The sequence below is a fragment of the Streptomyces sp. NPDC001157 genome (genome assembly GCF_053598255.1).
In genome coordinates, this window is sequence record NZ_JBSFJW010000012.1 from 169,889 (window position 1) to 181,563 (window position 11,675).

Annotated in this window: 11 protein-coding genes; 8 read left to right on the plus strand and 3 right to left on the minus strand. The window is 70.0% G+C overall.

The window, feature by feature from the left end; all coding sequences use genetic code 11:
* Positions 1–50 precede the first annotated feature (50 nt).
* On the plus strand, positions 51–2,027 hold the full coding sequence (gene thrS / locus ACWDAG_RS22860; RefSeq protein WP_450697393.1) for a threonine--tRNA ligase: 1,977 nt from the start codon (positions 51–53) through the stop codon (positions 2,025–2,027).
* Positions 2,028–2,054: 27 nt separating this feature from the next.
* Here thrS and ACWDAG_RS22865 read toward each other — a convergent pair whose 3' ends face one another.
* Positions 2,055–2,711 (minus strand): potassium channel family protein, encoded by a 657-nt coding sequence (locus ACWDAG_RS22865; RefSeq protein WP_450697394.1) that lies wholly within the window; start codon positions 2,709–2,711, stop codon positions 2,055–2,057.
* Positions 2,712–2,778: 67 nt separating this feature from the next.
* Between ACWDAG_RS22865 and ACWDAG_RS22870 the strand changes: the two genes are divergently transcribed.
* A complete protein-coding gene (locus tag ACWDAG_RS22870; RefSeq protein WP_450697395.1) occupies positions 2,779–3,339 on the plus strand; it encodes an HIT family protein in 561 nt (186 codons plus the stop codon).
* Positions 3,340–3,342: 3 nt separating this feature from the next.
* Here the strand turns inward: ACWDAG_RS22870 and ACWDAG_RS22875 are convergent, their stop codons facing one another.
* Both ACWDAG_RS22875 and ACWDAG_RS22880 read right to left on the minus strand, forming a co-directional pair.
* Complete coding sequence (locus tag ACWDAG_RS22875; RefSeq protein ID WP_450697396.1) at positions 3,343–5,004, minus strand: hypothetical protein; 1,662 nt, start codon at positions 5,002–5,004, stop codon at positions 3,343–3,345.
* A gap of 214 nt (positions 5,005–5,218) precedes the next feature.
* The gene (locus ACWDAG_RS22880) at positions 5,219–7,417 is read right to left on the minus strand and encodes an elongation factor G-like protein EF-G2 (RefSeq protein WP_450697397.1); all 2,199 of its coding nucleotides are present in this window, start codon (positions 7,415–7,417) and stop codon (positions 5,219–5,221) included.
* Between the two features lie 271 nt (positions 7,418–7,688).
* Here ACWDAG_RS22880 and pgsA point away from each other — a divergent pair, with 271 nt between their 5' ends.
* From pgsA to ACWDAG_RS22910, 6 genes are all read left to right on the plus strand, one after another.
* A complete protein-coding gene (gene pgsA, locus ACWDAG_RS22885) occupies positions 7,689–8,369 on the plus strand; it encodes a phosphatidylinositol phosphate synthase (RefSeq protein WP_450697398.1) in 681 nt (226 codons plus the stop codon).
* Entirely contained in the window at positions 8,366–9,295 is a 930-nt protein-coding gene (locus tag ACWDAG_RS22890; protein ID WP_450697399.1) for a phosphatidylinositol mannoside acyltransferase, read from the plus strand. Before pgsA ends, ACWDAG_RS22890 begins: the two co-directional genes overlap by 4 nt.
* Positions 9,292–10,461, plus strand: a complete 1,170-nt coding sequence (locus tag ACWDAG_RS22895; protein ID WP_450697400.1) for a glycosyltransferase family 4 protein — start codon at positions 9,292–9,294, stop codon at positions 10,459–10,461. Before ACWDAG_RS22890 ends, ACWDAG_RS22895 begins: the two co-directional genes overlap by 4 nt.
* 164 nt (positions 10,462–10,625) lie before the next feature.
* A complete protein-coding gene (locus tag ACWDAG_RS22900) occupies positions 10,626–11,168 on the plus strand; it encodes a hypothetical protein (RefSeq protein ID WP_450697401.1) in 543 nt (180 codons plus the stop codon).
* A gap of 13 nt (positions 11,169–11,181) precedes the next feature.
* Positions 11,182–11,328 (plus strand): hypothetical protein, encoded by a 147-nt coding sequence (locus ACWDAG_RS22905; protein WP_450697402.1) that lies wholly within the window; start codon positions 11,182–11,184, stop codon positions 11,326–11,328.
* Positions 11,329–11,337: 9 nt separating this feature from the next.
* Entirely contained in the window at positions 11,338–11,610 is a 273-nt protein-coding gene (locus ACWDAG_RS22910) for a DUF6210 family protein (RefSeq protein ID WP_450697403.1), read from the plus strand.
* The last annotated feature ends 65 nt before the right edge of the window (positions 11,611–11,675 follow it).

Here is an 11,675-nt window from a genome sequence, read left to right on the forward strand (position 1 = left end):
CGCGCGCTCCTGGTATGGCGCCGCACTCCACCTTCAGTCAGGAGAGACCGGTGTCAGACGTCCGTGTGATCATCCAACGCGATTCCGAGCGGGAAGAGCGCGTGGTGACGACGGGCACTACGGCCGCCGAGCTCTTCGCCGGCGAGCGCTCGATCGTCGCTGCGCGCGTGGGCGGCGAGCTCAAGGACCTCGCCTACGCGCCCGCCGAGGGCGAGGTCGTGGAGCCGGTGGAGATCTCCTCCGAGGACGGCCTCAACATCTTGCGCCACTCCACCGCGCACGTCATGGCGCAGGCCGTGCAGGAGCTGTTCCCCGAGGCCAAGCTGGGCATCGGCCCGCCGGTCAAGGACGGCTTCTACTACGACTTCGACGTCGAGAAGCCGTTCACGCCCGAGGATCTCAAGGCCATCGAGAAGAAGATGCAGGAGATCCAGAAGCGGGGGCAGAAGTTCTCCCGCCGTGTGGTGACCGACGAGGCGGCCCGCGAGGAGCTGGCGGACGAGCCGTACAAGCTGGAGCTGATCGGCCTCAAGGGCTCGGCGTCCAGCGACGACGGCGCGGACGTCGAGGTCGGCGCCGGTGAGCTGACGATCTACGACAATCTCGATGCCAAGACCGGCGAGCTGTGCTGGAAGGACCTCTGCCGCGGTCCCCACCTGCCGTCCACCCGGAACATCCCGGCGTTCAAGCTGATGCGCAACGCGGCCGCCTACTGGCGCGGCAGCGAGAAGAACCCCATGCTCCAGCGCATCTACGGGACGGCGTGGCCGACCAAGGACGAGCTCAAGGGCTACCTCGACTTCCTCGCCGAGGCCGAGAAGCGCGACCACCGCAAGCTGGGCTCCGAGCTGGACCTGTTCTCGATCCCCGAGCAGATCGGCTCCGGTCTCGCGGTCTTCCACCCCAAGGGCGGCATCATCCGCCGGGTGATGGAGGACTACTCGCGCCGCCGGCACGAGGAGGAGGGCTACGAGTTCGTCTACACCCCGCACGCGACCAAGGGGAAGCTCTTCGAGACGTCCGGGCACCTGGACTGGTACGCCGAGGGCATGTACCCGCCCATGCAGCTCGACGAGGGTGTGGACTACTACCTGAAGCCCATGAACTGCCCGATGCACAACCTGATCTTCGATGCGCGCGGCCGCTCCTACCGTGAACTGCCGCTGCGCCTCTTCGAGTTCGGGACCGTGTACCGGTACGAGAAGTCGGGCGTCGTGCACGGCCTGACCCGTGCCCGCGGCTTCACCCAGGACGACGCGCACATCTACTGCACCCGTGAGCAGATGTCGGAGGAGCTCGACAAGACGCTCACCTTCGTCCTCGGTCTGCTGCGCGACTATGGCCTGACCGACTTCTACCTGGAGCTGTCCACCAAGGACCCGGAGAAGTTCGTCGGCTCCGACGAGGTCTGGGAGGAGGCCACCGAGACCCTCCGCCAGGTCGCCGAGAAGCAGGGCCTGCCCCTGGTTCCCGACCCGGGGGGCGCGGCCTTCTACGGGCCGAAGATCTCCGTCCAGACCAAGGACGCCATCGGCCGGACCTGGCAGATGTCGACGATCCAGCTCGACTTCAACCTGCCGGAGCGCTTCGACCTGGAGTACACGGGTCCGGACGGCTCCAAGCAGCGCCCGGTCATGATCCACCGCGCGCTGTTCGGCTCCATCGAGCGGTTCTTCGCGGTGCTCCTGGAGCATTACGCGGGCGCCTTCCCGGCCTGGCTGGCCCCGGTCCAGGCGGTCGGCATCCCGATCGGCGACGGGCACGTGGAGTACCTGGAGAAGTTCGCCGCGGCCGCCAAGAAGCAGGGCCTGCGGGTCGAGGTGGACTCCTCCTCCGACCGTATGCAGAAGAAGATCCGCAACGCCCAGAAGCAGAAGGTGCCCTTCATGGTCATCGCGGGCGACGAGGACATGTCGGCCGGTTCCGTCTCCTTCCGCTACCGCGACGGCTCGCAGGAGAACGGCATCCCGTTCGACGAGGCCATCGCGAAGATCGCGAAGGTCGTGGAGGAGCGGACGCAGGTCTGAACCGGCATGTCGTGGGCCCCTGGGGAGTCAGATCCCCGGGGGCCTTTCGTCGTCCTCCCTGGCGAAGACCTGCAGCAGCCACGAGGCGAAGGTGCCGGTCACCGCACCCAGCAGGGCCAGACCGATCGCCATCATCCCGACCGCGATCAGCCGGCCCAGCGGTGTCACCGGGGTGATGTCGCCGTAGCCGACGGTGGTGAGGGTTTCGCAGGTCCACCAGACGGCGTCGCCGAACGTCCGCATCGACGTGCCCTTCGCGCCGCGTTCCTGCTGGTAGACGGCGAGGGCACCGGCGAAGCCGAGCAGCACCGTCGCCAGCCCGGAGTACGCGATCACGCGCGCGTGCAGCGCGAGCCGGGGCTTTCCGTGCCGTCGCTGCATGGCCTCGTAGACCTTGACGATCCGAAGGGGTCGCAGCAGCGGCAGGATCAGCACGGCCGTGTCCAACAAGTGCTTCCGGACGAACCTGTGCCCCTGCCCGCTCAGTCGCCAGAGCACCGCGTAGTTGAAGGCGAACAATGCCCAGGAGACCAGCAGCACCACGAGAGCCAGGTCCTGCACGGGGTCTGTCAGACCGGGTGCCAGGACACGGATCGCGTACGAGGCGAGGAAGGCCAGCGACGCGACGGCGAGCGGAAGCTCGGTCCGCTGCTCCCAGCGATCTGCGCGAGTGTCATCGTCCACCGGCCCAGCTTGGCCCGGCGGGCTTTTCGCGCAACCCCGCCGACACGCTGCGAACGGGCGACGCCATATGCTGCATGGCATGACGAGTGAGCCGGAGCAGCAGTTGGGAGTAGGGGTCCAGGACGCGTTCCAGCGCCTGTGGACGCCCCACCGGATGGCGTACATCCAGGGCGAGAACAAGCCGACCGGCCCCGGTGCCGACGACGGCTGCCCCTTCTGCTCCATCCCGGCCAAGTCCGACGAGGACGGGCTGATCGTCCGGCGCGGTGAGCAGGTCTACGCCGTGCTCAACCTGTACCCGTACAACGGCGGCCACCTCATGGTCGTCCCCTACCGCCATGTCGCCGACTACACGGACCTCACGGACGCCGAGACCGTCGAGCTCGCCGCGCTCACCAAGCAGGCCATGACGGCCCTGCGCACGGCCTCGGGCGCCCACGGCTTCAACATCGGCATGAACCAGGGCACGGTCGCGGGCGCCGGCATCGCGGCCCACCTCCACCAGCACATCGTCCCCCGCTGGGGCGGCGACACGAACTTCATGCCGGTCGTCGGCCACACAAGGGTACTGCCGCAGCTGCTGGCGGACACCCGGAAGATGCTGGCGGAGGCCTGGCCCTCGGCGTAGGCCCTATGCGTCGTACACGTCCGCTTTCTTGGGCGTGGGGTCCTGGATCTGCGTGCTCAGGAACGCCGACCTCGTACCGAACTTCTCCGTGTCCACGCCGTTCTCCTCCAGCACCCGTATCGCCGCCGCGTGCACCACCCGCAGCACCGGTGTGGCCGCACGCAGCGCGTCGTCGGCCATGAAGCGGTGGCGCCAGGGCTGGTCGGCCCAGGCGTGCCGCAGGCCGAAGGGCTCGGGCAGGGCTATCGTGCCGCCCAGCCAGTTCAGCAGGGGCGGGTACCAGGAGAGCGGGGCGCGGACGGCCAGTCGTACGACCTCGTCGGTGTTGACCAGAGGGAGGGCAACCTTCCGGGTCTCCCACGGCTTGAACGACTTCTGGACCTCCTTCGTCGGCGCCTCGGGCTTGCTGGTGAACAGGGAGTTCACGGGACCGAGCGCATGCCCGGTGACCTCGATGCGCAGCGTCTCGTGCAGCACCGTCACCGTGATCATCATCGTGATGACCAGCTGCCCGTCCCACAGCGTCCACTGCACGCCCAGGTAGTGCCGGTCGCCGGCGCCGAACTGCTGCTTGTTGCAGATGTCCTGTATCGCGTGGGACTTGACCTGGTACGCGTCCACGTCCGTGCCCTCGGGCCGGGACACCTCCTTCGCGCCCTCGCCGATCGGCGTGACGATCCAGTGCCGCACGGAGGGGGTCGGGAAGCCGCCGGTGTTCAGCGTGTTCCGCTCCAGCATGCGCAGTTGGTCGTGGATCGAGCGGATGACGTCCCAGCTGCGGAAGGGGTGGATCTCCCGGGTGGGGTCGGCCGGAACCAGGTCCTCGGCGAGCTGCCAGCTGCCCCAGCGGGTGCCCATCCCGAGGATGCCCTTCGGACCGGCGTAGAACACGGAGTTGGACTGCTGCTCGGCGCTCAGCTTGGCCAGCGACTGGCGCAGCGCGTCCGCCTTGGTCTCGCCCGGGCTGGTCGGTACCGCCTCGGGCACCTTGGCCCCGATGCTGCTGCCGGCCAGCAGGCTGTCCCAGCGCTCGCGCAGGTCCTTCGCCGTGCGCTCGCAGATCTGCTTGGCCCAGAACCAGCCGATGACGGGCATGATCACCGAGGCGCGCGCATACCAGGCCCAGAAGCCCGTGAACGGCATGCGGATCAGGAAGATCACGGCGAGGGCGCCCACCGCCACCAGCAGAGTGGTGGCCAGCGCGCCGGCCCGCTTGTCGTCGCGCTTGGCGACGGTGGTGCGGATCGAGAAGACCAGCAGCCAGACCAGGAGGCCGGGCAGGAACAGCAGGCCGCACAGCACCATCACGATGGTCAGCAGATTGTCGCGGTCCTTGCGGATGTTGTTCGCCGCCAGGCAGTGCTCGACGACGACCGGCGGCTCGGCGCCGAAGGACTGGATGAGGGGCTTGCGGCCGGACCCCACCATGCGGTCCACCACCGCCCGCGAGAAGGCCTCACCCAGGTTGGGCCGGAATATCCGCGCCCACTTCAGGCCGGGTTTGACGGTGGTCTGATGCCACTCGTTGTCCGCCTTCTTGATGTCCGCGACCGGGTTGTCCCGGTAGGCCGCGGAGGCCAGCGCGAACGTCGCCGTCTGCCCCTCGTTGCCCGTACGGGGCACCTGGGGGCCGAAGATGTCCCCGTAGCCGCTCTCAACGGTCATTCCCGCCCCCGATCGCCGCCGACGTCGCTTCTGCGGCTTTCCCGACTTCCTTGCTCCGCACACCTGTTGATCAGGTTGTCGCGGTGTTCGCCCGACAGCTTGATCAGGTCATCAGCGTATCCGCAGGCACTGACATTCGTCGGCGGACGGCCGAAGCCGCCCGCCGACGGAGGGGAGCGTTCCACAAAAGCGACTTGGAAGCGCCCGGCGCCAACTACGAGGCGTCGCGCGCCTCTTCACGGATCCTTTCGGCGATCTGCGGAGGCATCGGCTCGTGCCGTGCGTAGGTGCGGTTGAAGCGCGCGGTGCCGTGCGAGAGGGAGCGCAGGTCCACGGCGTACCGTCCGATCTCGATCTCGGGCACCTCGGCCCGCACGAGTGTGCGGTTTCCTGTGGTCTGTTCCGTGCCGAGCACCCGGCCGCGCCGTCCGGACAGGTCGCTCATCACGGCGCCCACGTACTCGTCGCCCACCAGGACGGTCACCTCGGCCACCGGTTCCAGCAGATGGATCTTCACGTCGGCCGCCGCCTCCCGCAGCGCCAGCGCTCCGGCCGTCTGGAAGGCCGCGTCCGAGGAGTCCACGGAGTGCGCCTTGCCGTCCAGCAGGGTCACCCGGACGTCGATGAGCGGGTAGCCCGCGGCAACTCCCTTGGCGGCCTGGGCCCTTATGCCCTTCTCGACCGACGGGATGAACTGCCGCGGCACCGCGCCGCCGACGACCTTGTCCACGAACTCGATGCCCGAACCGCCCGGCAGCGGCTCCACCTCGATCTCGCAGATCGCGTACTGACCGTGCCCGCCGGACTGCTTCACATGGCGGCCGCGCCCCGCCGACTTGCTCGCGAACGTCTCCCGCAGGGAGACCTTGTGCGGGATCACGTCGACCTGGACGCCGTAGCGGCTGCGCAGCCGTTCCAGCGCGACGTCCGCGTGCGCCTCGCCCAGACACCACAGCACCACCTGGTGGGTGTCCTGGTTCTGTTCCAGCCGCATGGTCGGATCCTCGGCGACGAGCCGGGAAAGACCCTGGGAGAGCTTGTCCTCGTCCGCCTTGCTGTGCGCCTGGATGGCGAGCGGCAGCAGCGGGTCGGGCATCTGCCACGGCTCCATGAGCAGCGGGTCGTCCTTGGCCGAGAGGGTGTCGCCGGTTTCCGCCCGGTTCAGCTTCGCGACACACACCAGGTCGCCCGCGATGGCGTGCGTCACGGTGCGCTGCTGCTTGCCGAAGGGGGTGGACAGCGCCCCGATGCGCTCGTCGACGTCGTGGTCCTCGTGCCCGCGGTCCGCGAGCCCGTGCCCGGACACGTGCACCGTCTCGTCGGGGCGCAGCGTGCCGGAGAAGACGCGGACCAGGGAGACCCGGCCGACGTAGGGGTCGGAGGCCGTCCGCACGACCTCGGCGACCAGCGGGCCGTCCGTGTCGCAGGCCTTCACCTCGCGCGGCTTGCCGTCGATCGTGGTGACCCCGGGCGTGGGGTGCTCGAACGGCGTCGGGAAGCCGCCCGTGACCAGCTCGAGCAGCTCGACGGTGCCGAGGCCCTGCCGGGCGCCCTCGGCCGCGGGGGCGGCGGCCAGGACCGGGAAGAAGACCCCGCGTGCGACGGCCCGCTCCAGGTCCTCGACGAGCGTCTTGAAGTCGATCTGCTCGCCGCCCAGATAGCGGTCCATGAGGGTCTCGTCCTCGCTCTCCGAGATGATCCCCTCGATGAGCCGGTTGCGGGCCTCCTCGATCTGTGGCAGCTGGTCCTCGCCCGGCTCCGACTCCTTGCGCTCGCCGGACGAGTAGTCGAAGACCTTCTGCGACAGCAGCCCGGTCAGCCCCGTCACGGGCGCGTGCCCGTCCGGACCCTGCGGGCCGTGCTGCGGCAGATAGAGCGGGAGCACGGCGTCGGGGTCGTCGCCGCCGAAGGCCTCCGCGCAGATCCGCGTCATCCCCTCGAAGTCCGCCCGGGCGGCCTCCAGGTGGGTGATCACGATCGCCCGCGGCATGCCGACGGCCGCGCACTCCTCCCACACCATGCGGGTCGAGCCGTCCACGCCGTCGGAGGCCGAGACGACGAAAAGGGCCGCGTCCGCCGCTCGCAGACCGGCCCGCAACTCCCCGACGAAGTCGGCGTATCCGGGGGTGTCGAGAAGATTGACCTTGATGCCGTCCCATTCGACCGGCACCAGGGAGAGCTGCACCGAGCGTTGCTGCCGGTGCTCGATCTCGTCGTAGTCGGAGACGGTGCCGCCGTCCTCCACACGGCCCGCCCGGTTCACTGCTCCCGCGGTGAGTGCGAGAGCTTCCACCAGTGTCGTCTTGCCCGATCCGCTGTGGCCGACCAGCACCACATTCCGTACGGACGCGGGGTGGTCGGCCGCTGTAGCCCTGCCGGCGGCTCCGGGGTGTGCGCTTGCCTTGTCGCCCATGGCCTTGCCTCCCGTGCACGGTGAGGTCACTGTGGGCGCGGGCATGCCGGGCCGCGTGCGGTGGCGGCTCCGATGACGCCCGCGGTCCTTCGAGCTTTCCACTCCCGTCACGGCGCGTCCATACGACGGACGTGATCGCGCCGCCCGGGCCGTCCACGGGATCTCCCCGCAGCCGTCCGGGTGCCCGGCAGTCGCACACGCGCGCGCGTGGCTACGATGGGCCAGCCGGAGGCCAGCAGGGGCCGCGGCCACACCGACCGTCGGGAAGGCCATGCTGAACAAGTACGCGCGTGCATTCTTCACGCGTGTCCTCACGCCGTTCGCCGCGTTTCTCATCCGCCGGGGCGTCAGCCCCGACACGGTCACGCTCCTCGGCACCGCCGGGGTGATCGCGGGCGCGCTGGTCTTCTACCCCCGGGGCGAGTTCTTCTGGGGCACGGTCGTGATCACGCTTTTCGTGTTCTCCGACCTCGTCGACGGCAACATGGCCCGCCAGCTGGGCCGCGCCAGCCGCTGGGGCGCTTTCCTGGACTCCACGCTCGACCGGGTCGCCGACGGCGCGATCTTCGGCGGATTCGCCCTCTGGTACGCGGGGAGCGGCAACGACAACGTCCTGTGCGCCGTCTCGATCTTCTGCCTGGCCAGCGGCCAGGTGGTGTCCTACACCAAGGCCCGTGGCGAATCGATCGGCCTGCCGGTCGCCGTCAACGGTCTCGTCGAGCGCGCCGAACGCCTGGTCATCTCGCTGGTCGCGGCCGGGTTCGCGGGACTGCACAAGTTCGGTGTGCCGGGCATTCAGTACCTGCTGCCGGTCGCGCTGTGGATCGTCGCCGTCGGCAGCCTGGTCACGCTGATCCAGCGGGTGGTCACCGTCCGTCGCGAGTCGGCGGAGGCGGAGGCCGCGGCGGCCGCCCCGGAGAACGCCTCCCAGGGGAGCGAGGCGGCGAAGTGAGCCCCCGAGATCAGCTGACGGACGCGCTGTACGGCCTTGGCTGGGGCACCGTCAAGAAGCTCCCGGAGCCGGTCGCCGTGCGACTCGGCCGCTCCATCGCCGACCTCGCCTGGAAGCAGCGCGGCAAGGGCGTGCAGCGCCTGGAGAGCAACTACGCGCGCGTGGTGCCCGACGCGAGCCCCGAGCGCCTCGCCGAGCTCTCACGCGCGGGCATGCGCTCGTACCTGCGCTACTGGATGGAGTCCTTCCGGCTGCCCGCCTGGAGCGCCGAGCGCATAAAGGGCGGCTTCGACCCCAAGGACGTGCACTACCTGACCGACGGGATCGCCTCCGACCAGGGCGTCATCCTCGCGCTCCCGCACATGGCCAACTGGGACCTCGCCGGCGCCTGGGTCACCACCAAGCTCGAGACGCCGTTCACGACGGTCGCCGAGCGCCTCAAGCCCGAGACCCTCTACGACCGCTTCGTCGCCTACCGTGAGGGTCTCGGCATGGAGGTCCTGCCGCACAGCGGCGGCACCGCCTTCGGCACGCTCGCCCGGCGGCTGCGCGACGGCGGCCTGGTCTGCCTGGTCGCCGAGCGCGACCTGTCGTCCTCGGGCGTCGAGGTCGAGTTCTTCGGCGAGGCCACCCGGATGCCGGCGGGCCCCGCCCTCCTCGCCCAGCAGACCGGCGCTCTGCTCCTGCCGGTCACCCTCTGGTACGACGACTCGCCGGTGATGCAGGGGCGTGTGCATCCGCCGGTCGAGGTACCCGAGACAGGTAGCAGGGCCGAAAAGACGTCTGTCATGACACAGGCGCTGGCCGATGCCTTCGCCACCGGGATCGCCGACCATCCGGAGGACTGGCACATGCTGCAGCGCTTGTGGCTCAAGGACCTCGATCCTGCGAAGAAACCCCCGGCTCCCGAGAAGGGCACGTCGTGAGGATCGGCATCGTCTGCCCGTACTCCTGGGACGTGCCGGGCGGCGTCCAGTTCCACATCCGCGACCTCGCCGACTACTTCATCCGCCTGGGCCACGAGGTCTCGGTGCTGGCTCCCGCCGACGACGACACGCCCCTGCCGCCGTACGTCGTCTCGGCCGGCCGCGCGGTCCCGGTGCCGTACAACGGCTCGGTGGCCCGGCTGAACTTCGGCTTCCTGAGCGCCGCCCGCGTCCGGCGCTGGCTGCACGACGGCGAGTTCGACGTCGTCCACATCCACGAGCCGACCTCGCCGTCGCTGGGCCTGCTGACCTGCTGGGCGGCGTCCGGCCCGATAGTGGCCACCTTCCACACCTCCAACCCGCGCTCGCGGGCCATGATCGCCGCCTATTCGATCCTCCAGGCGGCCCTGGAGAAGATCAGCGCCCGGATCGCGGTGAGCGAGTACGCCCGCCGCACGCTCGTCGAACACCTCGGCGGCGACGCGGTCGTCATCCCGAACGGCGTCGACGTCGACTTCTTCGCCCGGGCCAAGCCCAAGGCCCAGTGGCAGGGCGACACCATCGGCTTCATCGGCCGCATCGACGAGCCCCGCAAGGGTCTGCCAGTGCTCATGAAGGCGCTGCCCAGGATCCTCGCCGAGCGCCCGCAGACCCGGCTGCTGGTCGCCGGGCGCGGGGACGAGGAGGAGGCGGTGGAGTCGCTGCCCGCCGAACTGCGCCCGCGCGTGCAGTTCCTCGGCATGGTCAGCGACGAGGACAAGGCCCGTTTCCTGCGCAGCGTCGACCTGTACGTGGCGCCGAACACCGGGGGCGAGAGCTTCGGCATCATCCTCGTCGAGGCCATGTCCGCGGGCGCCCCCGTGCTCGCCTCCGACCTGGACGCCTTCGCCCAGGTCCTGGACCAGGGCGCGGCGGGCGAGCTGTTCGCCAACGAGGACTCCGACGCACTGGCCGAGGCGGCCCTGCGGCTGCTGGCGGACCCGGAACGCCGGGCCGAGCTGCGGGAGCGGGGGAGCGCCCACGTACGACGCTTCGACTGGTCGACCGTGGGAGCGGACATCCTGTCGGTGTACGAGACGGTGACGGCGGGAGCCGCTGCGGTGGCGGCCTCGGAGGACGAGCGGGGACCGGGCCTTCGGTCGCGGTTGGGTCTGGCACGGGACTGAGGGTTTCCTTCGAACGCCGGTCAGGAATTCTCAGCCCGTCCGGCGTTTGAGGACGAGGCCCGTTCAGGGCCGAAGCGGGGGTTCGGGGGCGGCAGCCCCTGACCCGGTGACGCCAACGCCCCGCACGTCATCCGGCGAACCAGCGGCGCGTAACCTTGCCGCCCGTGACCGCAACCCTCATCTGGATCCTCGTCGCCCTCCTGGCGATCGGCCTGTACCTGAGCTGGACGGCGGGCCGTCTGGACCGGCTGCACGCCCGCATCGACGCCGCACGGGCCGCGCTCGACGCACAGCTGCTGCGCAGGGCCTCCGTGGCCCAGGAACTCGCCACCTCCGGAGTCCTCGACCCGGCGGCGTCGATCGTCCTGTACGAGGCGGCGCACGCCGCCCGGCAGGCCGAGGAGGAGCAACGGGAGGTCGCCGAGAGCGAGTTGAGCCAGGCACTGCGGGCCGTCTTCGCGGAGGCAGCCCAGGTGGAGGCGGTCCGCGAGGCACCCGGCGGGGAAGCGGCCGCCCACGAGCTCACCGAGGCCGTACGCCGGGTCCCGATGGCCCGCCGCTTCCACAACGACGCCGTGGGCGCGGCCCGCCGGCTGCGCGAACACCGCAAGGTCCGCTGGTTCCGCCTGGCCGGCCACGCCCCCTTCCCGATGGCCTTCGAGATGGACGACGAGCCACCGGCGGCACTGGCCGACCGCGCGGCCTAGGGGACCGCCGGCCATGGATGACGGGAAGCGCCGCCTCTTCCTCGACCTCGAGGGCAACGACAACGGGACGGCCTTCGTCATCGTGGCAGCGCCGACCGGGGTGGTCTACGAGATCCAGGGCGGCGGCCACGGCTGCGTACCGTACGAGCTGGAGGGCTAGCTGCTCCCGGTGCCGGGAAGAGGCCTCGACGAGGAGCTGAAGGACATCTTCGCGGGCGAGCTGCAGGGGGCGGGCGCCCAGGGCCTGACCTGGCCTCCGGCTCTGCTGGAGCGACTGCGGGGCGCGGTCGCCCTGCATGTCTACGGCTCCTCGAACCGGGACGACCTGTATCCCGCGCCCTTGGTGCTGGACGAGTCGCGACTGGCCGAGGCGGACGAGGCGTGGGTGCCGGTTCTGACGCCGGACGGGCCGGGGGTCCTCGTGTGGGAGAACTCCGACTGACGCCGGTCGAGGAGGCGCCGGAGGAGAAAAGGATCCACCGGCTTCTCATTGGCCCTTGCTGTGGA

What these genes read in the sequence shown, in the direction of transcription:
- ACWDAG_RS22870 (WP_450697395.1), top strand. Translation starts at nt 2,779, where the DNA reads ATGCTGCATGGCATGACGAGTGAGCCGGAGCAGCAGTTGGGAGTAGGG.
- ACWDAG_RS22875 (WP_450697396.1), bottom strand. Translation starts at nt 5,004, where the DNA reads ATGACCGTTGAGAGCGGCTACGGGGACATCTTCGGCCCCCAGGTGCCC.
- ACWDAG_RS22880 (WP_450697397.1), bottom strand. Translation starts at nt 7,417, where the DNA reads ATGGGCGACAAGGCAAGCGCACACCCCGGAGCCGCCGGCAGGGCTACA.
- pgsA (WP_450697398.1), top strand. Translation starts at nt 7,689, where the DNA reads ATGCTGAACAAGTACGCGCGTGCATTCTTCACGCGTGTCCTCACGCCG.
- ACWDAG_RS22905 (WP_450697402.1), top strand. Translation starts at nt 11,182, where the DNA reads ATGGATGACGGGAAGCGCCGCCTCTTCCTCGACCTCGAGGGCAACGAC.